Origin of the sequence: Paenibacillus alkaliterrae (assembly GCF_021532375.1) — a bacterium.
GTDB lineage: Bacteria > Bacillota > Bacilli > Paenibacillales > Paenibacillaceae > Pristimantibacillus > Pristimantibacillus alkaliterrae.
The window spans coordinates 20,773-43,599 of sequence record NZ_JAKGAP010000058.1; the positions used below are offsets into that span (position 1 = coordinate 20,773).

General features: G+C 49.1%; 29 protein-coding genes and 2 pseudogenes. 8 read left to right on the forward strand and 23 right to left on the reverse strand.

Going from position 1 to position 22,827, the window contains the following annotated elements; all coding sequences use genetic code 11:
• Nucleotides 1-34 precede the first annotated feature (34 nt).
• The 5 genes and pseudogenes from L1N85_RS20460 to L1N85_RS20480 form a co-directional block, all read right to left on the reverse strand.
• A pseudogene (locus L1N85_RS20460) lies at nucleotides 35-547 on the reverse strand (transaldolase family protein); the annotation flags it as partial.
• Between the two features lie 36 nt (nucleotides 548-583).
• Nucleotides 584-982, reverse strand: coding sequence for a nucleoside-diphosphate kinase (gene ndk / locus L1N85_RS20465; RefSeq protein WP_235240905.1), 399 nt, complete (start codon nucleotides 980-982; stop codon nucleotides 584-586).
• A 34-nt stretch (nucleotides 983-1,016) separates the two neighbouring features.
• The gene (locus tag L1N85_RS20470; protein ID WP_235240906.1) at nucleotides 1,017-1,820 is read right to left on the reverse strand and encodes a pyruvate, water dikinase regulatory protein; all 804 of its coding nucleotides are present in this window, start codon (nucleotides 1,818-1,820) and stop codon (nucleotides 1,017-1,019) included.
• Nucleotides 1,817-2,485, reverse strand: a complete 669-nt coding sequence (locus L1N85_RS20475) for a CBS domain-containing protein (RefSeq protein ID WP_328285252.1) — start codon at nucleotides 2,483-2,485, stop codon at nucleotides 1,817-1,819. The genes L1N85_RS20470 and L1N85_RS20475 overlap by 4 nt, the downstream gene beginning before the upstream one ends.
• Before the next feature lie 135 nt (nucleotides 2,486-2,620).
• Nucleotides 2,621-4,402, reverse strand: coding sequence for a M3 family oligoendopeptidase (locus L1N85_RS20480; RefSeq protein ID WP_235240908.1), 1,782 nt, complete (start codon nucleotides 4,400-4,402; stop codon nucleotides 2,621-2,623).
• A 118-nt stretch (nucleotides 4,403-4,520) separates the two neighbouring features.
• Between L1N85_RS20480 and L1N85_RS20485 the strand changes: the two genes are divergently transcribed.
• Entirely contained in the window at nucleotides 4,521-4,691 is a 171-nt protein-coding gene (locus L1N85_RS20485) for a YycC family protein (RefSeq protein ID WP_235240909.1), read from the forward strand.
• Complete coding sequence (locus L1N85_RS20490; RefSeq protein ID WP_235240910.1) at nucleotides 4,688-4,921, forward strand: hypothetical protein; 234 nt, start codon at nucleotides 4,688-4,690, stop codon at nucleotides 4,919-4,921. The genes L1N85_RS20485 and L1N85_RS20490 overlap by 4 nt, the downstream gene beginning before the upstream one ends.
• Nucleotides 4,922-4,926: 5 nt before the next feature.
• Here the strand turns inward: L1N85_RS20490 and L1N85_RS20495 are convergent, their stop codons facing one another.
• Together L1N85_RS20495 and L1N85_RS20500 are read right to left on the reverse strand one after the other, a co-directional pair.
• Nucleotides 4,927-5,667 carry a DUF2225 domain-containing protein gene (locus L1N85_RS20495; RefSeq protein ID WP_235240911.1) on the reverse strand — a complete coding sequence of 247 codons (741 nt, stop codon included), beginning with the start codon at nucleotides 5,665-5,667 and terminating at the stop codon, nucleotides 4,927-4,929.
• 5 nt (nucleotides 5,668-5,672) lie between these two features.
• Nucleotides 5,673-6,062 carry a globin domain-containing protein gene (locus tag L1N85_RS20500; RefSeq protein WP_235240932.1) on the reverse strand — a complete coding sequence of 130 codons (390 nt, stop codon included), beginning with the start codon at nucleotides 6,060-6,062 and terminating at the stop codon, nucleotides 5,673-5,675.
• Nucleotides 6,063-6,522: 460 nt separating this feature from the next.
• On the opposite strand from L1N85_RS20500, the gene ylbJ reads away from it, so the two are divergent.
• Both ylbJ and L1N85_RS20510 read left to right on the forward strand, forming a co-directional pair.
• Nucleotides 6,523-7,533 (forward strand): sporulation integral membrane protein YlbJ, encoded by a 1,011-nt coding sequence (gene ylbJ / locus L1N85_RS20505; protein ID WP_235240933.1) that lies wholly within the window; start codon nucleotides 6,523-6,525, stop codon nucleotides 7,531-7,533.
• 98 nt (nucleotides 7,534-7,631) lie between these two features.
• Nucleotides 7,632-8,429: an NAD kinase gene (locus L1N85_RS20510; protein ID WP_235240912.1), complete on the forward strand. Its 798-nt coding sequence runs from the start codon at nucleotides 7,632-7,634 to the stop codon at nucleotides 8,427-8,429.
• 52 nt (nucleotides 8,430-8,481) lie between these two features.
• Here the strand turns inward: L1N85_RS20510 and L1N85_RS20515 are convergent, their stop codons facing one another.
• Both L1N85_RS20515 and lipA read right to left on the reverse strand, forming a co-directional pair.
• On the reverse strand, nucleotides 8,482-9,207 hold the full coding sequence (locus L1N85_RS20515; protein ID WP_235240913.1) for a YutD family protein: 726 nt from the start codon (nucleotides 9,205-9,207) through the stop codon (nucleotides 8,482-8,484).
• A gap of 26 nt (nucleotides 9,208-9,233) precedes the next feature.
• The gene (lipA, locus tag L1N85_RS20520; RefSeq protein WP_235240914.1) at nucleotides 9,234-10,178 is read right to left on the reverse strand and encodes a lipoyl synthase; all 945 of its coding nucleotides are present in this window, start codon (nucleotides 10,176-10,178) and stop codon (nucleotides 9,234-9,236) included.
• A 123-nt stretch (nucleotides 10,179-10,301) separates the two neighbouring features.
• Here lipA and L1N85_RS20525 point away from each other — a divergent pair, with 123 nt between their 5' ends.
• Nucleotides 10,302-11,366, forward strand: coding sequence for a M23 family metallopeptidase (locus tag L1N85_RS20525; protein WP_235240915.1), 1,065 nt, complete (start codon nucleotides 10,302-10,304; stop codon nucleotides 11,364-11,366).
• 103 nt (nucleotides 11,367-11,469) lie between these two features.
• Here the strand turns inward: L1N85_RS20525 and yunB are convergent, their stop codons facing one another.
• Nucleotides 11,470-12,630 carry a sporulation protein YunB gene (gene yunB / locus L1N85_RS20530; RefSeq protein ID WP_235240916.1) on the reverse strand — a complete coding sequence of 387 codons (1,161 nt, stop codon included), beginning with the start codon at nucleotides 12,628-12,630 and terminating at the stop codon, nucleotides 11,470-11,472.
• 233 nt (nucleotides 12,631-12,863) lie between these two features.
• On the opposite strand from yunB, the gene L1N85_RS20535 reads away from it, so the two are divergent.
• Nucleotides 12,864-13,079, forward strand: coding sequence for a hypothetical protein (locus L1N85_RS20535; protein WP_235240917.1), 216 nt, complete (start codon nucleotides 12,864-12,866; stop codon nucleotides 13,077-13,079).
• A 157-nt stretch (nucleotides 13,080-13,236) separates the two neighbouring features.
• Complete coding sequence (locus L1N85_RS20540; protein WP_235240918.1) at nucleotides 13,237-14,391, forward strand: MFS transporter; 1,155 nt, start codon at nucleotides 13,237-13,239, stop codon at nucleotides 14,389-14,391.
• Between the two features lie 124 nt (nucleotides 14,392-14,515).
• Here L1N85_RS20540 and L1N85_RS20545 read toward each other — a convergent pair whose 3' ends face one another.
• The 12 genes and pseudogenes from L1N85_RS20545 to L1N85_RS28025 form a co-directional block, all read right to left on the reverse strand.
• The gene (locus L1N85_RS20545; protein ID WP_235240919.1) at nucleotides 14,516-14,734 is read right to left on the reverse strand and encodes a hypothetical protein; all 219 of its coding nucleotides are present in this window, start codon (nucleotides 14,732-14,734) and stop codon (nucleotides 14,516-14,518) included.
• A complete protein-coding gene (locus L1N85_RS20550) occupies nucleotides 14,725-15,090 on the reverse strand; it encodes a hypothetical protein (RefSeq protein ID WP_235240920.1) in 366 nt (121 codons plus the stop codon). Before L1N85_RS20550 ends, L1N85_RS20545 begins: the two co-directional genes overlap by 10 nt.
• Nucleotides 15,044-15,241, reverse strand: coding sequence for a hypothetical protein (locus tag L1N85_RS20555; protein ID WP_235240921.1), 198 nt, complete (start codon nucleotides 15,239-15,241; stop codon nucleotides 15,044-15,046). The genes L1N85_RS20550 and L1N85_RS20555 overlap by 47 nt, the downstream gene beginning before the upstream one ends.
• A 33-nt stretch (nucleotides 15,242-15,274) precedes the next feature.
• The gene (locus L1N85_RS20560) at nucleotides 15,275-15,643 is read right to left on the reverse strand and encodes a hypothetical protein (RefSeq protein ID WP_235240922.1); all 369 of its coding nucleotides are present in this window, start codon (nucleotides 15,641-15,643) and stop codon (nucleotides 15,275-15,277) included.
• 38 nt (nucleotides 15,644-15,681) lie between these two features.
• Nucleotides 15,682-15,921, reverse strand: coding sequence for a polya polymerase (locus L1N85_RS20565; RefSeq protein WP_235240923.1), 240 nt, complete (start codon nucleotides 15,919-15,921; stop codon nucleotides 15,682-15,684).
• Entirely contained in the window at nucleotides 15,918-16,322 is a 405-nt protein-coding gene (locus L1N85_RS27690; protein WP_235240924.1) for a LysM peptidoglycan-binding domain-containing protein, read from the reverse strand. The genes L1N85_RS20565 and L1N85_RS27690 overlap by 4 nt, the downstream gene beginning before the upstream one ends.
• Before the next feature lie 206 nt (nucleotides 16,323-16,528).
• Nucleotides 16,529-18,397 (reverse strand): bifunctional metallophosphatase/5'-nucleotidase, encoded by a 1,869-nt coding sequence (locus L1N85_RS20575; protein WP_235240934.1) that lies wholly within the window; start codon nucleotides 18,395-18,397, stop codon nucleotides 16,529-16,531.
• A 68-nt stretch (nucleotides 18,398-18,465) separates the two neighbouring features.
• A complete protein-coding gene (locus tag L1N85_RS20580; protein ID WP_235240925.1) occupies nucleotides 18,466-19,071 on the reverse strand; it encodes an ABC transporter permease subunit in 606 nt (201 codons plus the stop codon).
• A gap of 1 nt (nucleotide 19,072) precedes the next feature.
• On the reverse strand, nucleotides 19,073-19,213 hold the full coding sequence (locus L1N85_RS20585) for a hypothetical protein (protein ID WP_235240926.1): 141 nt from the start codon (nucleotides 19,211-19,213) through the stop codon (nucleotides 19,073-19,075).
• A gap of 242 nt (nucleotides 19,214-19,455) precedes the next feature.
• A complete protein-coding gene (locus L1N85_RS20590; RefSeq protein WP_235240935.1) occupies nucleotides 19,456-19,761 on the reverse strand; it encodes a hypothetical protein in 306 nt (101 codons plus the stop codon).
• Nucleotides 19,762-19,857: 96 nt separating this feature from the next.
• On the reverse strand, nucleotides 19,858-20,184 hold the full coding sequence (locus L1N85_RS20595; protein ID WP_235240927.1) for a BMP family lipoprotein: 327 nt from the start codon (nucleotides 20,182-20,184) through the stop codon (nucleotides 19,858-19,860).
• A pseudogene (locus L1N85_RS28025) lies at nucleotides 20,181-20,927 on the reverse strand (BMP family ABC transporter substrate-binding protein). Before L1N85_RS28025 ends, L1N85_RS20595 begins: the two are co-directional and overlap by 4 nt.
• A gap of 404 nt (nucleotides 20,928-21,331) precedes the next feature.
• Between L1N85_RS28025 and L1N85_RS20610 the strand changes: the two are divergent.
• Nucleotides 21,332-21,550 (forward strand): sensor histidine kinase, encoded by a 219-nt coding sequence (locus tag L1N85_RS20610; protein WP_235240930.1) that lies wholly within the window; start codon nucleotides 21,332-21,334, stop codon nucleotides 21,548-21,550.
• Nucleotides 21,551-21,758: 208 nt separating this feature from the next.
• On the opposite strand, the gene L1N85_RS20615 is transcribed toward L1N85_RS20610, so the two are convergent.
• Nucleotides 21,759-22,827 (reverse strand): IS701 family transposase (locus L1N85_RS20615; protein ID WP_235240931.1); only part of this gene is annotated, 1,069 nt, incomplete at its 5' end.

Consider the following 22,827-nt stretch of genomic DNA (forward strand, 5'->3'; position numbering starts at 1 on the left):
TACCATAACCTTATTCCATCCGTCAACAGCAGAGTTATTTCTGCTTGCTCCAGTCGCTCAAAAACTTCTCGATACCGATGTCGGTAAGGGGGTGCTTCCATAGCGACGGCAGCAGCGAACCTGGTATGGTCGCTATATGAGCCCCTGCAATCGCCGCTTGCTCTAAGTGGCCGATATGACGGATGCTCGCAACAATAATTTCGGTAGAATAACCATAGTTCCTAATAATGGCGTTTAGATCGCGAACCAGCTTTAAGCCTTCAACGCCAATGTCGTCCAGCCTTCCGACAAACGGGCTGATGAAGGTCGATCCCGCTTTGACAGCCATGAGCCCCTGCGCCGCTGAGAATACGAGCGTTACATTCGTTTTAATGCCCTTCTCAGCAAGTGCGTGCGTCGCATATAGACCGTCCTCCGTCAGAGGCAGCTTAATAACGACATTAGGAGCCCATTCCGCTATTTCAAGAGCTTCCTTCAGCATATCGTCAGCTTTCGTGCCGATAACCTAGGCGCTGACAGGACCGGATACGATGTTGCAAATTTCCTTATCCAAGAAAAACTTCATATCCGGTCAACTCCCTTTTTATCGAAAAAACAGTTTGATCTCCCGCTCCGCGCTCTCGTCGGAGTCCGAGCCATGGATGATATTGCTCGCCACGTCAACCGCATAATCACCGCGGATCGTTCCTGCCGGCGCATCTGACGGATTTGTGGCGCCAATAAGCGCCCTGGCATTTTTGATTGCATCCTTGCCTTCCCAGATCATGGCGAAAACCGGTCCCGATACGATAAAATCGACTAATTCATCAAAAAACACCTTAGAGCGTAAATGCTCATAGTGATGCTCGGCAAGCTCTCTGCTTAATTGCATCACCTTCGCATCGACCAACTTAAATCCTTTCTCTTCGAAGCGCGCCACAATGCGGCCTACTAATCCGCGTGCGTAGCCATCTGGCTTAACCATTACAAACGTTCTATCCATGTAGATTCCCCCTTGTCTCTAACGGTATAGCCATTTAATTGTTAAGCCATTCAATAATAATGCCGGCGGTCTCTTCAATTGCCCGGTTAGTCACGTCAATGATTGGACAATCGAGCGATTTCATGATCGTCTCTGCGTATTCAAGCTCCTCTAGAATCCTCTCTGTAGAAGCATACTGGGCCGATGCCGGCAGTCCGAGCGTCTTCAGCCTTTCCGAACGAATCTCGAGCAAATGCTCCGGATGCATCGTTAATCCCACGATTAATCGGCCTGGGGCTGATTTCAGCTCCTCGGGCGGATTCACCTCAGGCATAAGCGGCAAATTCGCTGTCTTAATGCCCTTGTGGGACAAAAATATGCTGAGAGGCGTCTTAGAGGTACGGCTTACACCGATTAATACAACCTGCGCCTGCACAAAGCCGCGCGCATCCTTGCCGTCATCGTATTTTACTGCAAATTCAATCGCATCCATCCGGCGATGGTAGGCATCATCAATAGAGTGCAGAAGCCCCGGCTCCCGCTTCGGAAAGCTGCCGAACGTATCAATATAGGCTTGCATCATCGGCCCCATAACGTCAACCGCCCGGACGCCCGCATGAAGCGCCTCTTCCTTCATCAGCTCCCGAAGCTCCGGCTGCACGAGCGTGTAGCTGATGAAGCCTCCCGTGCTGCGCGCCTCCGCAACGATGCGGACAATCTCATCCTCGGATTTTAAATGTCCGTACCGCTTAATCTTCACGCGCTCGGATGAAAATTGCCGCAAGGTTGCCTTTGCTACCGCTTCCGCCGTTTCTCCGACGGCATCGGAGCATACGTATATCGTTTGCTCTGTCTTCATTCTGGCTCCTCCAATTCCCCTGCCGCAGCAAAGTCCGCCATCATACGTATAATGTTCGATTTCGATACCCAGCCGGTTACTTCCGGATCTGCCGCTTGCTCCTCGCGGGACATAATAACAGGAAGGCAATCAACCTGGTGGAGCGACATTTTGCGAATCGCGTCCATAACGGAATCGTCGGGCATTAACGTTACGATATTCGGGTAGCGGGTCATTACCATACTGACGGGAATGGCTGCGGAGCCAGTATTGCCCAGCGTTATTTTGAGCAAGTCCTTAGGCGTTACAATGCCTACGAAACGTTTCTGGTCGTTAACGACCAGAAGGGTATCGGCATTTTCGGTAAACAGCGTAATGACAGCATCGTGCACCGACAGGGAATCGGGTACGTTGACCGGAACCCCCTGCACCTCTTTCACCTTTAAAGCGTGGAATTGCTGCAGGGGCTCGCCGCTTGAACGATACGTATTTCCCAGAAAATAACCGACCTTCGGCTTCGCATCAAGCAAACCAAGCATGACGAGAAGCGATAGATCCGAGCGCAGCGTCGGCCTGCTGACTCCTAAATATTCTGCCAATTGTTCACCGGTAATCGGCGCATGCCTCTTCACGAGCTCAAGAAGCTCCAATTGCCGCGAGGATAGCTGAATCGTACTCCCCTCCAATCCGTATATGAGTCATAAATAAACTATTTAACGCTACTATTCGATGAATAATATATCATATTAAAATTTTCCATTCAACAAACACCATGGCTGCCGCGACCATAGAATGCTCTATGATCGCGGCAGCCTCCGTTATTACTCGTTTGTCATCTCCAAAAATTGCTCGACATCGACCGCCGTTAAGGCTGCCGCATCCCGCCAAAAGCCGATCTCCTCCACATTAACGCCAAGATGCTTCTTCGCCAGCTGCTCTACGCTCATTCTCCCCGTATCGCGCAGCAAGGATACGTATCGTTCCTTAAAGTCAGCCCCCTCCTTCAGCGCACGCGCGTAAATACCCGCACTGAACAAATAACCGAAAGTATAAGGGAAATTGTAGAACGGAACATCAGTTAAGTAGAAATGCAGCTTGGACGCCCAGAAGTGCGGGTGTACCTCCCCGAGCGAATCGCAATAGGCCTCCCGCTGTGCCGCCTCCATTAACGCATTCAGTTCCTCAATCGAGACCAGGCCCTCTCTGCGCCGATCGTAAAACCGATTTTCGAACAAAAAGCGCGCATGGATGTTCATGAAAAAAGCAACCGAGCGCTGGATTTTGTCCTCAAGCAGCCCCAGCTTCTCATCGGGATCAACCGCTGCCTTCATCGCGCAGTCCGACACGATCAGCTCCGCGAAAGTCGAGGCCGTCTCGGCTACGTTCATCGCGTACTCCTGCGACAATGCAGGCAGGTCGTTCATGACATGCTGATGATACGCGTGACCAAGCTCATGCGCCAGCGTGGATATGTTCGAGGCCGTGCCCGAATAGGTCATGAAAATACGCGTTTGCCCGCTTTTCGGGAAAGCGGTGCAGAAGCCTCCCGGACGCTTGCCGGCGCGATCCTCCGCTTCGATCCAAGCATCCTTGAACGCCATTTCCGAAAAGTCGGCAAGCTCAGGACTAAACGTCCGGAACTGTTCGACGATGAAAGCAGCCGCATCATCATACGGAATGGTCCGAGTCGCCGAGCCGATTGGCGCCTCCACGTCATGCCAATCCAGCTTCTCTACGCCGAGCAGTTTCGCCTTGCGCTCCAAATAACGGACAAGCACATGCTTGCTTTCTCCGATTGCCGACCACATCGCGTGCAGCGTCGCTTCGCTCATCCTATTCATTTGCAGCGTCTCCTGCAGCACCGATTCCCAGCCTCGTTTCTCATACAGCTTCAAGCGGAAGCCGGAAATACGATTCAGCGTCTCCGCGCAAAGCTCAGCTTGCTCCGACCATTCGCGCTCCCACTCCGCGAAAGCCGCCTGCCTCACGGATCGATCGCCGTCCGATAAGCGGTTTTGCATTTGTCCGGCTGAAAGGATCTTCTTCTCCCCATTCTTGCCGATGTCAGTGAACTTCGCTCTCGCTACGATTACATTGTAATAATCGCTCCAGCCATGATAGCCGTCCACTGCCAAATCGCCTGCCAGCGCTTCCAGCTCTGGAGCCATCTTCCGCTTCGCAAGCTCGCGCCGCTCCGCTAGATTAAAAGCTACCCCGGAGAGCTTCTCCTGCCCGAGCAGCTTCGTCCACGCCTCTTCGCCGATTTCCCGCAGCGTATTGTCAAAACGGGTAAGCACGCCAAGAAACCTCGCCGCTAACGTCTTCACACGGTCGTTAAGCGCGCTAGCCGCGGAATCCTTCACATTTTGAGCCAATAAACAGGATACGAATGATTCCGATTGTCGCAAGCGAAGCAATACGCTTTGCAGAAGCTCCGTACATCGCTCCAGTTCGAAGCTGTCCTTGCCTGCCTCGGGGGAAAGCGCCGCATCCAGCTGCGCGATATCCACTTCGATTCCTTTCAATTCTTGCGCGAAGGCAGACGAGCCAGAGCCTCCCTCGTAAATAACGTCCAAATTCCAGCTTTGCGGATATCCCTTCATGTCAGCCTCCATCTCCTCTCCGAAATAAAAAAAGCCAAGAAGCGGCCGCGTTTTTTATTTGCGCAAACCTTCCAGGCGGTGTATAACTTAATTATATCCAGATTGGAGGAATTTCACCATGTCTAAACCGTTGCAAATATCGGCCGATACGGCTGTTAAGCTGGCAGAGCAGCTTGGCGTGCCGTTAGAGCATTTGATGCATATGCCGCGCCACATTTTATTGCAGAAGCTTGCAGAACTGGCTAAGAACGATACACCGGCATCAACAGAGAGCGAAGAAAAATCATGATTCCGTTCGAGAGAGCATGGCCTTATGACATTGTCATGGGCGATCTCTACGTAGCAAGCTGCCCCTTCTGCAAGGCGGAAAATGTTTTGCTGCCCGTGCGTCCTTCCGAGCTTAAGGACATCCAGGAAGGCATGAAACGCTTGCTCGTCTTCCCTTGCTGTTACAGCAAGGTGACAGTTTTGGACGCGGATCGCGATTACTTGCTGACGGATCATGTCCTTCGTAAATAGTTTTATTAAGCAGACGTAGAGACCGACTTATCTTCCTCTGCGCTATTTTCTGAAAACGGAATGTCGCCGGACGACCTGAGCCGTCTGGCTTCCGTTTCCTCGCGAATGAGCTGCCATTGCTCCCTGCTTGCGCGTATCATTGCCGCATCGACGATTTTCTTATCATTCACGACGCGGGAGAACCAACGCACGGCATCATTATCTTCGCCGATCCGTCGATTTAGTTCCCCGATAAGATACATGAGCTTAGCATTATTTAGCGCCACGCCCTCGGCCTCGTAAACCCGTATGTATGCCTGAAGCGCGAACCGCAGAAACCTTTTTTCCTCATTCTGATTCGATTCGTATCGATAAAGCCAGCCGATGTGATGCAAAATGCCGGCAAGCACGCGGTCCTTCTCCCCAACGGCCTGAGCCGAGAGAAGCGCAAGCTTGTAGCAGGTCATAGCCTGCTTGGCGCTCCTCTGCCCGCAATAATCCTGCTTCTGCCACTGTGAACCAATCTTCTCGTGGTACTGCTTCTTTTGCTGATCGTTCAGACGCTCCAGTCCGTTCTCCGTCGAAGCAAAGCCGCAATTCGGACAAACCCGGACAACGTAGAAATCAGGATTTACTTCTGTTTTGTAATACCCGCAAAAGTCAGAATCCGTCTTCGTCGCTTTTTTGAAGCTGGGTCTAACACGAGAGGTCATATAAGTCTTTTCGCAGCAGATGCATTCGATTTTGGATTGGTAGAGCGGTTCCATAAAGATCACGTCTCCTCTTCTGATTGGTTCACGAAATGGTGTGCAGGTCCGGATAATCTATCTATGACGATCGCTTGCAGCCGTTCTTCTATTCCAACCTCTTCCAGCGCTCTGCGCATGCAGCCCAGCCATGCCTCCGCCCGCTCGGGAGTAATGGGAAATGGCAAATGCCGCGCACGCATCATCGGATGCCCGTATTGATCGGAGTAAAGCGTCGGCCCGCCAAAAAACTGAGTCAAAAACAAATATTGCTTCTCTATTACAGGATCGATATCCTGCGGAAATAGCGGTCCAAGCAAAGGATGAGCTTGTACCTTTGGATAAAAAGCTTCAACAATTAGTCTTAAAGTCTCATGTCCGCCAATCGCATCATAAAGGCTTATATTCCTATTCATCATCAGGATCAACTCCATTATGTAGGTATTTAGAATTATATCACAAAAAAAATTTGTAGGGCACAAAAAAAAGCCCGCATTTTCACGCACGGGCCTCGTCATATAGTACGTATTACTCACTAACCTTCATAATCCTCTTCACCAGGTGCCGAAAGGGACTCTCGAATGACATAGACAAAAGCACATACCAGGATGCCAGCAATTATACTCAAGCTCATCACTCCAACCGTTTTAAGGTAAATCTATTGTACCATAAAAAATACAGGAATCCAGCTTTTTTGTAAACGTTTTCTTTTCAGCTTGTTTTTTTTTCCTCCCGCTCAAGTGATGGACGACCCATTTCAAACATATACGTGTAGGAGGGGTTGTACTTCATCATAAGGAGGCGGTCAATCTGCTGCGCGCATTCATTCATCCTCTATCTGTCACCGCATTAGGGGCATTATTCATCGTGCTGTTAATGGCCGTCTTTCCAACAGAAACGCTGAACTCGTCGCTGCGGGGACTTTCGATCTGGTGGCAGGTGCTCTTCCCTGCTTTATTCCCGTTCTTCGTCATCTCGGAACTGCTGCTTGGCTTCGGCATCGTTCATTTCTTCGGCAAGCTGCTGGATCCGTTGATGCGACCGTTATTCAGGCTTCCCGGCATCGGCGGTTTTGTTGTAACGATGGGTTATATCTCGGGTTATCCGGTAGGAGCAAGGCTGACGGCGCAACTCTGGGAACAGAGACTCGTAAATCGTGCGGAGGGGGAGCGGCTAGTCGCATTTACGACGACATCTGATCCTATTTTCCTAATCGGAGCGGTTTCGGTAGGCTTCTTCCAAAATGTTGCGCTTGCGCCTGTTCTTGCCGCAGCGCATTACGGAGGCGGACTTCTAATCGGATTCCTCATGCGTTTCCATGACCGGCACGCTCCCGCAACTTCGACGAATAAACGCAGCGAAGTCTCCGGCACGCTAAGGATACGTCGTCCCTCCCGTGTTGCCGAAGCACTTAAAGCGATGCATGAGGCGAGACTGCTCGATGGAAGAGAGCTCGGCGCGCTGCTTCAGGATTCCGTTCAATCGGCACTTCGCTTAATGATTGTCGTCGGCGGACTTGTCGTCTTCTTCTCCGTTGTCATGGAGATGCTGACCCATGCCGGTGTTGTTGAAGTTCTCTCCGAAGCATTGCGGTTCTTATTCGGCGTTATCGGAATGCCGGTTACGCTGGCGGATGCCGGCATATTCGGATTGTTTGAGGTTACGCTCGGCGCCCGCGCTGCGGGCACGGCGGGCACAGGTCTGATGCATCAAGCCGCGATAGCCGCTTGGGTGCTTTCATGGGGCGGCCTGTCGGTACACGCGCAGGTTGCGAGTCTGCTCAGCCGTACCGATTTACGCTACCGGCCGTTTATACTCTCAAGATTGCTGCACAGCTTCATTGCTTTTGCTCTCGTTTACGTTCTCTGGGGCTGGCTTGGGCCGTAAATTTGCACCGAAATGTCCCAGGACGCTTACGCTCATTGAATTCGAAGTGAATTTCCTTTAAAATCTTAGATACTAAGAGTTCGGAAGGAGATTTACCTTTGAAGTATGCGGTTATCGATCGAGGTGATTCGTTATCCAAAGCGTTGACAGAGAGATTTCACCAATTGGCTGCAGAGCGCGGCTTCATTCGAAATGATGAAACGCCGGAAATCGTCATTTCAATTGGGGGAGACGGGACGCTTTTGCAGGCATTCCATAAATATGTCGATCAAATATCCGATGTTGCATTTGTCGGCATCCATACAGGCCATCTTGGCTTTTACGCGGATTGGCAAGCGGATGAGCTTGAGGAGCTTGTCGGAATGATGGCGGGTGAAACGCCTAGAATGGTGAGATATCCACTAGCCGAAATCGAGCTGGAAACACCAACGGAATGCCGCAATTACTTGTCCTTGAACGAGTTTACGCTCAAAGGCGTGGACGGCACGCTGGTCGCCCAAATCAACATCAATGACGAGATGTTCGAAATGTTTCGCGGAGACGGAATTGTCATTTCCACCCCTTCCGGAAGCACGGCCTATAACAAAAGCTTGGGTGGAGCTATCGTCCATCCATCCATCGAAACGCTGCAAATTGCAGAGATCGCATCTATTAACAATCGCGTTTACCGCACGCTCGGTTCGTCGGTGCTGCTGCCGCAGCATCATCACTGCGACATCATCTCCAAGAAGGAACAGCGAATTCAGCTTACGGTCGACCACGTCAGCATTATGCGCAGCGACATCCGCTCGATCCGCTGCAGCGTATCCAGCCGTAAGGTCAGCTTTGCCCGCTATCGCCCGTTCCCCTTCTGGAACCGCGTACGAGAAGCGTTCCTGGGCTATGACGTTCGTTAATGGACATTGACCCAACGCCATTTTTTGAAAAAAGAGACACCGACCGCTCCGTTTAGGAACGTTCGGTGTCTCTTTTTTTTGGTCCATTCGGTTCGGCGGATGCCGCAGCAGTCTCGCTGGCTGCAAGCCGGTACGGCTTCTTGCTTCGTTGGTCGTTGCCGCGATAGCTCTTTCGGTGCTGAGCCTCGCGCTTGCCGCCATTGCCGCGTTTGTCCGGTCCGCTGCGGTTTTCTTCGGTACCGGTATTGTCGTTGCTTTTCCGATTTTCTTGATTGTGGCGGTTGGAGCTGCCATGCCGATGATCGCCGCGGTAACTGCGAGTATGCCTTTCCTGCATAGGAGCTGCTTCTCTCGCGCTTGCAACCTCCTCCAAAGCCGAGTCTCCCGCTTCGGATACTTCGGAATAGCCAGCCCCTGCCGCGGCTCTAAGATCGGCCGCTTCCAATCTTGGCAACCCGTCATCCGCATCCAGGTCGTAGTCCTCAGGCTCCTTCTTCGTGCTGATCGTTTTCTCAAGAACGAAATAAGCGCAGCCGAAATTGCAATATTCATTAATGTAATCCGGCATGCCGGAGAGATTGCTGTCCTTCGTAGCCTTCTGATGATTATCACGGAAGAAGCCCTTTAGACGAAGCTGATTATAGCCCCAGTCGCCCACAATGAAATCGTAACGCTCCAGCACCTCGCTGTATCGGTCGCGGAACGCTTCCGCATTCCAGCCGTTTCGATTTTCGTGTACAATCTCATATGTTTTGCCGCCGATATGAATCAAACCCATATTCTCCACCTCATCTTGAGCGTCGATTAGATGCTGCCGGAGCAAGAACCGGAGGAAACCTCACGGTCGAAGCCCGCTTCTTGGATATTTGCAGCAATTGCCGCGTGTGCCGAATCGGTTTGCTCGTGCGCATGATAAGAGCTGCGAACCAGCGGTGCCGATTCAACGTGACGGAAACCGCGCTTCAGCCCTTCTTCTTTCAGTTTTACGAATTCATCCGGATGAACATAACGTACGATAGGCAAATGGTTCGGCGTCGGCTGCAAGTATTGGCCCAGTGTTAATATATTGACATCTACCGCGCGCAAATCATCCATCGTTTGTAAAATTTCATCCCATTCCTCGCCAACGCCCAGCATAATGCTCGACTTGGTTGGAATTTTCGGCTTCATCTCTTTTGCGCGTTTTAAAAGCTCCATCGTGCGGCTGTATTTAGCTTTAGCGCGCACGCGGTCGGATAGTCTTTCCACAGTCTCTACATTATGATTCAAAATATCCGGGTTCGCATCCATAACGATTTGCAGAGCATCCTTGTTGCCTAAGAAATCGGGAATAAGCACCTCGACTCGGCAAAACGGCATCCGCTTGCGAATCGCGTGAACGGTTGCCGCGAATATCGATGCGCCGCCATCCTTCAAATCATCGCGGGCGACCGATGTCACGACGCAATGCTGCAAGCCCATTTGTTCGGCGGCTTCCGCTACGCGCTCCGGCTCATCCAAATCGAGCTCGGTAGGCATTCCGGTCTTAACCGCACAGAAACGGCATGCGCGCGTGCAAATATCTCCCAAAATCATGAAAGTAGCCGTGCGATTCGCCCAGCATTCGTAAATATTCGGACAACGCGCTTCCTCGCATACGGTATGCAGCGTTTTCGAACGCATCATATCTTTAATTTCGGCAAAATTACCGTCAGTTGCTAATTTTATGCGAAGCCAGTCCGGCTTTTTTAGCGTTTCCTGTTGTTTCATACGGCATTACCTGCTTTCACGTTCATTTATAAGTCCAAAACTCATGGATTAATTATAACAGATTTCGAATAAAAACCAATGATTTGCGAAACATAACCTTATAACCGTCATGCTTCTGAAAGGATGAGACGATTGAAACTGACTATCCCGCTTACAGCGGCGTTAACCGCAGCCTCTCTATTCCTAGTCCAGCCAGTCAGCCATGCGATCGCATCCCCGGCTCAAATTCAGCGACCTGAACCGGCCAGGGAGCAAGCGGCGGCGGCAGAGACGGATGCGCTCGCAGCCCGCAAAGGTTTATATGACAAGCTCAGCATTGTGACTGAAATCCCCTGGTATTGGATAGCGGCAGTCGATCAGTATGAACGATCCATGTCAAAGGTCAAGCCTAAAGCCAGGCCGATGCTAGGCGATACCGTCGGCGTTTTTATCGATGAAGAGCATTGGGCCGGTCCCTTAAATCCGAATTTGGAAGACAGAACGCCCGCTTCAATCCGCTTCTTCAACGGCATCGGCCGCGATGGCGACGGCAACGGGCAAGCGGAGCGAACGAGCGACTTTGACCTGCTCTATTCACTTGTCAGCCGAATTGCGGCTTATGGAATGACGGATGACGATTTCTCGATCGGCCTTTGGGAGTATTATCAGAACAGCCGCTCCGTACAGCGCATTCAGCAATTTTCGCGAATATATGCCGCATTCGGTCAGCTCGATTTGTTCGAGCATGCCTTCCCTGTCCCCCTCGGCTCCAACTATTCTTATCGCGATACGTGGGGAGCAGGCCGAGGATGGGGCGGCAGGAGAACCCATGAGGGAACGGATATCTTTGCTCCCCACGGCCTTCCCGTCCGCAGCACCTGCTACGGCATCGTTGAGGTGAAAGGGTGGAATCCTTTTGGCGGATGGCGGATCGGCATACGGGATTTAAACAACTTTTACCACTATTACGCGCATCTATCCGGCTTTGACAAAACCGTTAATATCGGCGATGTCGTAAAGCCCGGTCAAGTGGTCGGTTGGGTCGGCAGCTCCGGCTACGGCAAACCGGGCACGCAAGGAAAATTCCCGCCGCATTTGCATTATGGCGTTTATAGCGACCGCGGACTCATCGAGTGGTCGTTCGACCCGTATCCGATGCTGCGAAAATGGGAGCAGGACGAACGGAAGCGCAAGCGATCCAAAAAATAAACCGCCCGACGCATGCGATCATTTCCATGATGCCGTATCACTCTACAGCAAAAACGACTTTATCATCCGTCATAACGGAGAACGATAAAGTCGTTTTTACTTTTTATTCTCCCGATGAATCTTCGGCGTTATTCGCGGTTCCCGTATGTGCGTTAGAGTTAGCCGTACCCTCTTCTGAACCTTCGGATGATGTGTCTGAACCGTCTGAACCCTCATCCGCGGCTCCTGAATTTTCATTATTTTCGGCATTCGATGTAACGCCGCCGTTTGTTCCTTGCCCGAGCGGTACCGAAATATTCGGCGCTTGCGCAGCCGTATCGCCGACAGGCTTGCCTGAACCGTCGTAATAATACATCGGCACGTCGCCCACAACGAGCGCGTAGGAGATCGGAATCTCCGTTTCAACAAGCTGCGGCTCCGTATCAAACGGAATAATAATCGAAACCTCTGCGACTATCCGAATATAGACCTCCACTAAAATCATATTGATTGCCGCTTCCTTATGACGGGTGCTGAGCTCTACCTTCGCCGCCCCGACAGGCTCGAACTTGACCGGCACTCTCGGTCCGAACGAGGAAATAATCGCACTGTTCAAAGCATGGCCGATCGGAATGTTTTCCGGGATATTTTCCATTTCCTTGAGCGTCGATTGAACCGTATGAATCGTCTGGGAGGTTATGCTCATATGCTCGGAATAATTCAGCATGAAGCCAGATATTTTACCATTGCTGTTCATCTTCCAATCGATAAGCTTATCCGATTCGGACCGCTTGGCGACTTGCTCGGTAATTGCCTTATTAATCGCCTCCGTCGCAATTTGCTTCACTCTGATTTTCGCGATATTCATAAGAGGAGGACGCAAATTCCTTTCCACGTAGACGAAAGATTGAATCGAAAAGACCATAGCGACAATAAGTACGATAATAACGAAGGTACGGCGCCGAATTCGCGGTTTGGCCGGGCGGGCCCCCCATGAGCTTCCCGTGCCTCCGGTTGCCCCGCTGCGATTACGGCTGCCAAGCGAAAACGAAGGTCGGCGGGAGCCCCATTTTCCGCTGCCGGAGCCGGAGCGCGAGCCCCATTTCAACACTGCGGGGCCCGTGCCTGAGCCCCATTTTTTTGGAGCGGCTCCTGATGTCTGCGAGCCTCCGCGGCTGCCCCAATGCACTGTCTTCACCTTTGAAAAAGGACGACCTGACCAAAGATGCATCCGGCTTCCGCCAAACGGTCGAAACCGCCAGCCCTTCCTGCCCCATTTTGCCAAAACCATCCCCTCCTGCTTGATACAGTCCGCTTCCTATTCCCATTCTTATGCGGAACTCGGCCAAAAAAGAAGACGGCCCCTGATCGTAACGATCAGGATACAAGTATAAGACAGCAGTAATCGGGCGCGTATCGACTTTTTTCCTTCCGGCCTCCCGAACAAAGAAGACTTTGCAATCGGAGGCTCATGCGTTAGACTAACTGAAAAGAATGATTCGTTAAAGGAGATTACGCATGGCCATTAACCGTCGCCTGAGCAGTGACCAAGACTTTGAGGAAATGATTAAAAAGCAGCTGCGCATTCGCGTGTTTCAAGATAATCAGATCGTAGACGCGAGCTCAAACGTCGTCCGGTTTAACGACAGCGTCGTCGTGACTCAATCGGGGGTAAGCGATATCGCCTATCACGACCGGAAAGCATGCGAATTTTTCGAGCTTAGAAGGCGTTAAGACGCGGCAACAAAATGGTGTCCCCCTTTCCGCAGCAGCGTGAGAGGAGGGCACCGTTTGGTCCTACCATCAATTTCTACAAATTCACAATCGGGTGCTTTTATTCGTGATATAATAAAAAGCAATGTCCAATTTTCCTGCGGAAAGAAGCGATTATGTGAAAATTAATTTATATTATTTTGTGCTTTTCTATGTATTTATCTATGCAGGCAATGCGGTCTACGGCACATTTCTGCCTGTTTATTTTCAAGATATCGGCTTTACTTCCTTGCAAATCGGAACGCTGCTTAGTTTGGGGCCGCTCGTAGCCATCTTGGCGCAGCCGATTTGGGGCGCTTTCGGGGATAAGGCCAAAATAAAAAACCACATTCTTTATGTCTTGCTTGCAGGCAGCGGCCTATCCATGCTGTTATATCCTTTGTCGGAGCAATTCGCCTTTCTGCTGTTCATGATGTGTGTCTTCACATTCTTCCAAACGTCGATCTTTGCAATTAGCGATACGATAACGCTGGAGGTACTGGATCGCAACAAATCGCAAAATTACGGCTTGATCCGTATGGGCGGAACGTTCGGCTTCGCGATGATGTCCATCGCCTTCGGCATCATCGCTCAGGACCATATCAAATCCATGTTCGCGGTATATGCGGTCATTATGGTCGTATGCTTCCTGCTGGTGTTACGGTTTCCTAAAATTGAAGGACATCAATCCAAAGGACGGAAAATGTCAGTTACGGTCTTGTTCCGAAACCGCAAATTAATGCTCTATTTGGGAATCAACTTCGTGCTGCAAATTACACTTGGTTATTATTACGCATTTTTTCCGATCTACTTCAAAGAATTGGGCGGAGATAACTTATTGCTTGGCTGGTCGATGGTCATTTCGTCGATGAGCGAAATTCCTTTTTTACTATTTGCAAACAAAATCTTTCAACGAGTGAAAATTCCCTACATCTTATTAGTAGCCGCCGCCGCCACGGCTGTACGGTGGTACCTCTTCTCCGTCATCGACAGCCCCTATTGGGCGCTTCCGGTTCAAGCATTACACGGGCTGATCTTTATCGTCCTCACGGTAACGATGGCTACCTTCATCAATCAGGAGGTGCCGAAGGAGCTGAAAGCGAGCGGCCAAACGTTCAACGGTCTGCTGAATCTCGGCGCGGCGCGGATTATCGGGAGCTTCGTAGGCGGGATTGCCACCTACAGCTTCGGCATGCGTAATGTTTTTATGTATAATTCCGTGGTGGCCCTTCTCTGCATGGCAGTATTCGCCGTCATCTTTTGGAAGGTGAGAGAACCCGCTGTAAGTAGGTGATATGCAGAGTGTTGTTTACAAAAACACGAAAAAGCCTAGGAGATCAGGACTCGTTTCCTGGATCTCGCTAGGCTAACTTCCATAACTAAATCTATCTCACGCACATAGCAAATAAAAAGACAAGCTATAGCTGCTTTCCGATTTCTCGGAAAATGACGGATCCGTTCGCACGTTCGATCGTAAAGTTTTCTGCTTCCGGATTTAATTTAGAATAATCGATTTCAATGGTAATGAGCTCGTCTAATATTTTTCGCCCCACCATCATACCGTCCACAAAACCCGCTTCAAGTTCCAATTTCGCAGTATGATCATCTTTTTTCACGAACAACCCGATTAATACCACTTGAGCCTCTTCCTTTTCATGATGAATATAAACATGGTCCGAGCGAAAATAATAGGTGACAAGAGCTTTATTATTAAACGCATCCTCAACCGCATCTTTATCGCCTCAACAAGCTCCGGCGCCGCCTCCGTCGTTTCCTCGACGGGAATATTTTTCGAAGATCCGTCCACGACCTTCCATTTCCCGTTGTTATGGGTAAGCTTTAAATCAATTACGCCTAGATGATCGCCTGCAAATCCCGCCATGACAGAAGGTACCCCATGAATCAGGCCTGCTTTATTATCCAACCCTTCAACCCCGTCATAATCTTTATCGCCAGGGAAAACGCTCTGTTCGTGGCCGAATGATGACCGCATTTTTGCCGTCCTCAAGCCGCTTCCCGCCATGAAGATTGATGATGATCAGGTCAGTGCCTTCTTCTTTCATTTGCGGCAAAAATTTCTCGACCGTGTCCATTACCGGCTCAGCCGTTACCTGTCCGGTTAATTTGTCGGCATGCCATGCCATAATGCCCGGGGGAGTCAGCCCCAGTATCCCAATTTAAATCGGTATTCCATCCACTTCGCGATCAAGGATGACATAGGGCACTCCTTCAGCGAGAGGCTGGATTTTTGCCGCATGCTCGCCAATTATTGCACCTTGCATAAAGTCGCCTGTGTTGAACAGCAGTGTGTTAGGATTTTGCTCTCTCACCTTTTTCACGAGCGAATAAGTTTTCGCAAGACCCAAACCTTCATCCGGAGCATCGCGAAAATAGTCATATGGCATGAGATGCGCGTGAATCTCGGTTGTGACCATAACCTTCAGCTTATGCATGCTCTCCTTTGCTTGTGTATGCTCAGCTCCAATAAGAGCACCGAGAAGCAAAGCGGCTGATAGAGCGGCACCTGCAGTCCTTCTAATTGACATTTTATGACTCCCCCTAAACATTGGTTTGAAAGAGCTTTCTATCTCTTGTCTTCCATAAGAAAGTGAAATAATAAATGAACGTCGTCCGGATCATAGGCCACGATTTCGATATCGTTTATTTTCGCTTCCTTCAGCAACTTGCTTAAGGCCACGTATTGGCAAAGCTTCGATTTAAGATTAAGCCGATCCCCGTCGGGCGTGATCAACTCTACGACTCCTTTGCACTGATCTAGTACGCTGAAGAACCCATCCACATTGTCCAAGTTGTAGATTTTCATTTCGAAGCCCTCGTTGCGCCGCCATTGGGGATTCGAATCTGCTGACCCACCCGGATACGGTGAGGATTTGCAAGCTTATTGTACTCGGCCAGCTTTCTCCAGCTAATGCCGAACCGCTGCCCGATATGGGATAGCGTATCCCCGGCCTTTACGGTATAAATAATATCGGAGTGACGTTTCATCTTTGGACCTGAAGCCGGCTTCGACAGGTCGATTCTGTATTTGGCAAATCCGGTCTTCAGTGTCTCCAGATAGGTTATGCCAGTCAGATTCTTCAAATGATTCCGGGCGATTGGCGACGTTTCGAACGTAATCTTAGCCTTGTCTGCAATCGGGGCAAATGACCAGTTGCCATCGGCGGAAGGGTTGATGGTTCCCTGTTCGCGTATGTAATCGATCACGATCTGACGGTTTTCATCCGGAGAAGCGATGACAAGTATTTAACATTGATGACCTTTCCTTCTTTGTCATATCTGGCGGGTAGAGCATAGCGCCCGCAGCAAGAACAAGACTACTTTTATGAAATCGATTAGAAATTTTCAAAGTGTATCCTCCCCTATAGGAGCGCCTCTTTTATAGATGAAATAAAAAGAGGCGCTTTGGTTTGTTATTTCACAGATGTAATACGGCCTTCCGATTTAGGACTGATGGATTTTTGTTGCAGCAAGCGTTCTTCGATCACGTCATACAGCGTAAATCCGCTGTTGAAGACATTCGCCTTTAGCAAAGTTTTATACCCGTCTCCGCCTGCCGCCAAAAAGTCATTCGTTGCCACTTTGTATGCGCCCATCAGATCGATCGGTTTCCCTCCTACTTTAACTTCCAAGACGCGGGAACCCGCAGGCTTGCTTGAGTCGTAAGTGAAGGTCATGCCGCTGATTTGCGGGAAGCTGCCGGGAAGATCGTCCGTCTTCTCGACCCCTTTAATTCCATTCTCCAGCGCCTTCACGATGTCTTCTCCCGTAACTTCAACGACAACTAACGTATTCGGGAACGGAAGCATCGTATAAAGATCTTTTTTCGTTATGTCGCCTTTCGACTTGCCTGCACGGATTCCCCCGCCGTTCATTATCGCGACATCCGCCTCATACCCTTTGAAGCTTTTCGTTTTTGCCAGCATTGTATCCGTAATATAATTGCCAAGATTCGTTTCACCGGAACGCAAATATTTTCTGTCACCGATAAGATCAACTTCTGATTTGGAGATTACGATATTCATAGATTCGTCCACTTTTTTCAATACTTCTTGAACAAGCTTGTCGACTTTAGGGTCTGCCTGAACATTCTCATCGTATTCCAGCAATCCTCCGCTGAAATGAACAACCTCTTTGTTGTAATAGTAGAGATCGACGCGTCCAAGCGACTTTCCATACTCCCAATCCTGAACGATGTAGGTATCGTTCACTTTCTCGGGCGTTCTCACCGGCGTATGGGAATGTGCTCCAATGATCAAGTCGATTCCTTGGACATTTCTCGCAATCTCTCTATCTACCTCAATCCCAACGTGGGATATGACAATGACATGGTCCGCGTCCTTTTTTAACTTCGGAACCCAGTCTTTAGCGATATCTACCGGGTCCTTGAAGGTAAGGCCAACAACGTTCTTAGGATGAGTCGCGATCGGCGTTTCCTCCGTGACCAAGCCGATAAAGGCGAACTTCTTCTCGCCAATATTCATGGTAAATGTCGGAATGAGCAGGTTTGTGCCGTCCGCTTTGAATACGTTCGCGTTGATCATCGGATATTCCAATTGGTCGCGAAGCTTCAATAGCTGTTCGTAACCGAAATCAAACTCGTGATTTCCCGCCACCATTACGTCATAATTCAGCGCATTCAAGATCGGCAGCAGGGCTTCCCCTTGAAATTGATTGGCAAATATCGTTCCCTGGAAAGTATCCCCCGCATCCAATAAGAAGAAATTCGAATTTTCTTTGCGCCACGCTTCCACTAGCGTTGCCATCTTGGCATAACCAAACTCTTTATTGAACTTATCCTCCTGGATATGTCCGTGCACATCGTTCGTATGGGCGATCGTGACATGCGTGGTAACGGCTTCGCCCAATTTCTGCAGAAAATCTCCCCGCGTAACTTGACCGGACGCGGAGAAGGACAGTTTGAATCCGAGTTTCTCCGTCATTCGCTGCAGCGCTTCCGTGCTCGGAATTTTGTTGCCGGCCTTCAATTCCGCTTGCGTAATGGCGCCTTGCCCGTAAGCCCAATGCAAATAACCGCTTGACCAATTTCCCGGCTTGTTCGTAATCGCCGCCCCTTTTGCTCTTGCAATGAAAGCAATAGCTTCCGCTAGCGAAATGCCGCGATCTAAAGCCAAATCCCCATCCTTGTAGCCTTGCACAACATCCTTCTCCGCCATCCACTGGGTGTGCTCCACGGTACGGGACGTTTCGGCAAATGCAGAACCCGCCAGCATAAGCGATGCAACGATTGTCATGCATGAAACCATGATTCTTCCTCTCATTTTCAATTGAAACCCTCCTCATATATTTTGTTTCTTTGAAACCGTTGTCAGTAGAATGCGCGTCATGTCTATCTTTTTCCAGGATAGTACGCTTCCCCTAGCGCCGAAGGCGGATTTGCCCTTCCTACCACTCCGATCAATACTAGAATGATTAACACATTCGGAAACATAAAGATAAATTCCGTAGGGATCTGGTCCGCGAACGGAAATAGTTGGATCTGGTTCTTCAGCGTCTGGGCAATGCCGAAGAACATGGCTGCCACCAGGAAGAGCGCGATATACGTTGTCGGATACGCGACGAACAGCGCTTTTCCCAATACCGGAATATCCGAAAGAATAGGAACGTGTATCTTTGTGAAAACCTCCTTGAGCGTTCTCGTTTCGCCCGCCCCATAGATAAGCTTCACCAAGAAGACCGTTGTGCCGAGCGCAAGGAATAACAGTAATCCTGTGAGAAGCCCGAGCCACGGCGACATGCCGCCAAGATTCGCATCCTCGGCAAATAAGACTGCCACGGCGGAGGAAAAAGCTCCGGCGATCATTAAGCCTTCTAATCCGATATTGATTACGCCTGATTTCTCGGAGATTAATCCCCCTAATGCTGCGAATATAAGTACAGTGGAGAAAACAAGCATCGTAATGAACATTTCGCTGACGGTAACGATCAAATCCATCTTAGATTACCTCCTTCTGCTTGCGGTCACTGGTTAAAAAACGAAGCACCCAACGAATGATACCCGGCGATGCAACGAAAAAGATAACCAATCCAATGATGATTCGAATAATCTCGGGCGGCACATCTGCACCGAAGCTCATTCCCGATGAACCATACGTGAGGGAACCGAACAATCCTGCGGCAAGAACAACGCCAAGCGGGCGTCGCCAAACATGTGGGACAGCAAGTCCAAGTTAACCTTCGCGGAATCATGGATCATGTAGGATCGCTGCTGATTCGGTTCCAGCGCAAACATTCGAACTAAAAAGTTGGAAAGATATAAAGCGATCCAGTTCAACATAATCGTCGTATAAGCTTAATATAGTATTTCCACTTGATTTTCTCATAGATCGATTCCTCCTAAAGTTGCTTTATATTCATCAATTCGATTGGCTTCACGTTTGTTCACACGTGCATAGCGGTCTTTTACGGTTTTGATTACAAATCCTTCTGGGGGTAAGATCAACTCGTTCAAGACAGTTCGATCAAATGGTTTCAGCGCGAAATCATGACGATTTGCCGTCCTCTCCCATATTCCCGGCATTCCTATCAAAGGCCTGGCTATTAAGGTAGCAGCTTCAGGCGCTTCTCCAAATCCTACGAAATCAATGACAATCAGAAAAACACGTGAAAAAGCAAGCGGTTTCATTTTGATTTGCTAATCAACCGCAAATTTATTGTAATATTTTTATGCATAAATGATGTTCCTATCCTGTATTTGTCTAGTGGTGTCTATCGAAACTTATTATGGTTTAACCTTCGTCAATTCAGACTTTACTTCTATCATTCCGCATGCGATTGCACCCTCAATTTCTTTCATTTCCTCGCGAATTTCACTGGGTACGTATTTCTCATACAAGGCGTCTCGCGCAATGCCGACAGCCCCGTCCGTCACTCCAATAATTTCCAGTGTGCCAAAGGGCAGATAGCCGCTGCGAACAAAACAGAGTGCTCGAAATACGGATTCGTCCACGTTCTTGAGCATCGATGTCAATACGCTGCCAGGGTATAACGAATTTTGATTGCTATCGATACCAATCGTATATTTCCCCGCCTCGGCGCCTGCTTTCAAAATCCCCAGCCCAGCCCCGCACCGCCCGCAACATTGTAAATGATGTCCACTTTATGCTCACGGAATTGGTTAAATGCCAACTCGCCAGCCTTACTAACATTCGTGAAGTCACCTACATAGTGGGCAACGACCTTCACTTCCGGGTCGATAAATGCGGCTCCTTGCTCATAACCCGACTTGAAATCGTTAATAACTTCGTCGTTCATACCACCGATGAATCCTATGACTTTGTCAGGATTCGATCCTTCAAGTTTGGCATTTGTCGTCACCATTGCCGCAAAAGCTCCTGCCTAAAACGAGCCTTCACTTTGAGAGTAGGCCATTGAATACACATTGGGGTCATCTTTAACCGAATCATCATAAAAAATGAACCTCTGATCCGGGTATTGTTGAGCCAATTTTCTCACCGTGTCTGTCATTGGAAACGTTCCGACGATGATATTATCGTACTTTTCAGAGGCAGCCAGTTCCTCCAAATCCGAAGCCCATACCGCGGAATCATTCCCGCCTTCAATGGTCGACGCTTCATGCCCGTATACCATCTCACTTTTTTTCAATCCACGCTCTGCCGAATCAAAGAAACTTTTATCTCCGAGTTTACCGCTTACATAATGAACCACTTTAATAGGAACTTCTTCCACATATGAAGTATCTCGTTCACTTTCCTTCGTGATGCCGCATCCTATTAACATCGAGACGCACATGGCGAGCATGATTTCCAGAAACCAAACCCTCCGCTTCATACAAGCTCCCCCAGAAATTGTCTTTAGCCCATTACATTAACAATAATTGCTTTTACAATATCTCACGAAACTATTTGTTTGAGTAGTGAGACAAATCGTGGATTAAGGTGTAAAAATGATGGACAAACGTATGGCGCATTCCAAGTCATAAAAAACTAAAGCCAGCTAAACGCTTTCTCGAAAGAGCTTGAATATGTAAGTCATTATTTGAGACTTTTTAAAAGTACCGCTAATGCTATCGGGTATGTTTATGCTATCAGGCTCTGAACGGACATTGAATGAGAAGCTCCAAAGGGAAACCAACAATATCCTAGATCAAAAGCTGAAAACGTTATCTTTTTATATTGCCGATATGCAGCGCATGGGAGATAGTATCGCCCTGGATCCAAATTCACAAGCTGCGTATGAAGGAAGACTTCTATTATGACATCCAGCTTGATCCTCAGCTGCTTCAGCTGTATACGATCAAGTGGATTTTGCAGCCTGTTATCGAAAACGCAATCATTCACGGGATCGACCCGAAACAGCACGCCGGCGACATTGAGGTGAAGGGTTGGCTCAGCGGAGAGGACGTCTACATCAGTATCAGTGACCAAGTGTTGGGATGGAGGCTGAAGCGCTGAATAAGCTAAATAACGATTTGGAGATCCGCTCAATCAAAATGGCAAAGCATCATGGAAAAGTAGGCTTATTCAATGTACAATCGCGCATAAAGCTTTATTTTGGCTCAAACGAACTATGAAGAGAACGAAGTTATTAACTTGACTCTTGCAAAAAACATAATCTGACCTTGAAAAAGGCAGACTGGTGGTGTTAGTGGTCAAAGGAGCGTTATGAGATCATCTTTAGATCTCGTAATATGTCGAACAACGGTTTCTTCTGCATCGCTTGTTCAAAGACATAGAGCAGCATTTGCCCCTTATGCTCATGACGGAACCTTCGAACCACATCACCAAGCGTTAACTTGGCTGAGGATTTAGACCATGTCATTCTTTGAAGCTCTAAGAGATTTTGGGTCAGAAATTGAATAGCCCAATAACGATTAATGCCCTTAAACGAAAGCAATTGGTATTGATCAAAGCCAAGCAATTCTTTGAAGTAACGGTATCCCGTTTCAATGTGCCAACGTATACGGTAATAGCTTAAGATCGTAACGAGATCCAAGCTTAGATCGGTACACACGATACAAAATGGGCACGCGTTAGCGTCAAATTTGCCTTCCCAAGATAATAACACCCGAACATTTTCTGTATCCGCAAGCGGTCCTTCGTAGGCATAGACGCGGTAACGTTTGTTCTCCACGGTTACGGAGCGGAGATCCGCGTTATCGATGTATGTTGCTGCGAAGTCGGACATGGAAGTCCGAATACCTGTAGGGCAGATTGTTCGATTCGATTTGACAGCTGCAATGACATGAAAGCCGCGAGCGTTGCAGGCATCAAGTAGATCGCGACTTGTATACCAGCTGTCAGCAAGTACATAGATGCAATCGGCTTCATCCGCTGGGAAGGCTTCAATCATCTCCATGGCTAATTCGTTTTTACTTTTGAATGTCAGACGATGATCTTCACAATACTTCTCACGGAAATACGGGCGATAATCCCAAGCAAAGGATTGCCCTTCGGAGACGACATGCATCGTGACGATACAATGTGACCACACGCTTTTTCCATTCTCATGAGAGTAGTGGAAGTCCAGCCCTTCCATTCGGCGAGTGGTGGATTCTTTCTTGCATGACGTGTCGTCTAATAGAAGATAAACAATCAGCTTACCACGATTCCTTGGCTGCTTCCGAATCGATTGCATGATTAGTCCCATCCGTTGTTTTTGCAAGTGATTCACAGACCACGGCGACTCATTCAAGAATCGAGTAGTCGAGCTGAGATGCCGCTCTTTACCA

What these genes read in the sequence shown, in the direction of transcription:
- ndk (WP_235240905.1), bottom strand. Translation starts at nt 982, where the DNA reads ATGGATAGAACGTTTGTAATGGTTAAGCCAGATGGCTACGCACGCGGA.
- L1N85_RS20470 (WP_235240906.1), bottom strand. Translation starts at nt 1,820, where the DNA reads ATGAAGACAGAGCAAACGATATACGTATGCTCCGATGCCGTCGGAGAA.
- L1N85_RS20480 (WP_235240908.1), bottom strand. Translation starts at nt 4,402, where the DNA reads ATGAAGGGATATCCGCAAAGCTGGAATTTGGACGTTATTTACGAGGGA.
- L1N85_RS20485 (WP_235240909.1), top strand. Translation starts at nt 4,521, where the DNA reads ATGTCTAAACCGTTGCAAATATCGGCCGATACGGCTGTTAAGCTGGCA.
- L1N85_RS20490 (WP_235240910.1), top strand. Translation starts at nt 4,688, where the DNA reads ATGATTCCGTTCGAGAGAGCATGGCCTTATGACATTGTCATGGGCGAT.
- L1N85_RS20495 (WP_235240911.1), bottom strand. Translation starts at nt 5,667, where the DNA reads ATGGAACCGCTCTACCAATCCAAAATCGAATGCATCTGCTGCGAAAAG.
- L1N85_RS20500 (WP_235240932.1), bottom strand. Translation starts at nt 6,062, where the DNA reads ATGAATAGGAATATAAGCCTTTATGATGCGATTGGCGGACATGAGACT.
- ylbJ (WP_235240933.1), top strand. Translation starts at nt 6,523, where the DNA reads ATGGCCGTCTTTCCAACAGAAACGCTGAACTCGTCGCTGCGGGGACTT.
- L1N85_RS20515 (WP_235240913.1), bottom strand. Translation starts at nt 9,207, where the DNA reads ATGGGTTTGATTCATATCGGCGGCAAAACATATGAGATTGTACACGAA.
- lipA (WP_235240914.1), bottom strand. Translation starts at nt 10,178, where the DNA reads ATGAAACAACAGGAAACGCTAAAAAAGCCGGACTGGCTTCGCATAAAA.
- L1N85_RS20525 (WP_235240915.1), top strand. Translation starts at nt 10,302, where the DNA reads ATGAGACGATTGAAACTGACTATCCCGCTTACAGCGGCGTTAACCGCA.
- L1N85_RS20535 (WP_235240917.1), top strand. Translation starts at nt 12,864, where the DNA reads ATGGCCATTAACCGTCGCCTGAGCAGTGACCAAGACTTTGAGGAAATG.
- L1N85_RS20550 (WP_235240920.1), bottom strand. Translation starts at nt 15,090, where the DNA reads ATGCGGTCATCATTCGGCCACGAACAGAGCGTTTTCCCTGGCGATAAA.
- L1N85_RS20555 (WP_235240921.1), bottom strand. Translation starts at nt 15,241, where the DNA reads ATGGCATGGCATGCCGACAAATTAACCGGACAGGTAACGGCTGAGCCG.
- L1N85_RS20560 (WP_235240922.1), bottom strand. Translation starts at nt 15,643, where the DNA reads ATGTCAATTAGAAGGACTGCAGGTGCCGCTCTATCAGCCGCTTTGCTT.
- L1N85_RS20565 (WP_235240923.1), bottom strand. Translation starts at nt 15,921, where the DNA reads ATGAAAATCTACAACTTGGACAATGTGGATGGGTTCTTCAGCGTACTA.
- L1N85_RS20575 (WP_235240934.1), bottom strand. Translation starts at nt 18,397, where the DNA reads ATGAGAGGAAGAATCATGGTTTCATGCATGACAATCGTTGCATCGCTT.
- L1N85_RS20580 (WP_235240925.1), bottom strand. Translation starts at nt 19,071, where the DNA reads ATGGATTTGATCGTTACCGTCAGCGAAATGTTCATTACGATGCTTGTT.
- L1N85_RS20585 (WP_235240926.1), bottom strand. Translation starts at nt 19,213, where the DNA reads ATGAGCTTCGGTGCAGATGTGCCGCCCGAGATTATTCGAATCATCATT.
- L1N85_RS20590 (WP_235240935.1), bottom strand. Translation starts at nt 19,761, where the DNA reads ATGAAACCGCTTGCTTTTTCACGTGTTTTTCTGATTGTCATTGATTTC.
- L1N85_RS20610 (WP_235240930.1), top strand. Translation starts at nt 21,332, where the DNA reads ATGAAGGAAGACTTCTATTATGACATCCAGCTTGATCCTCAGCTGCTT.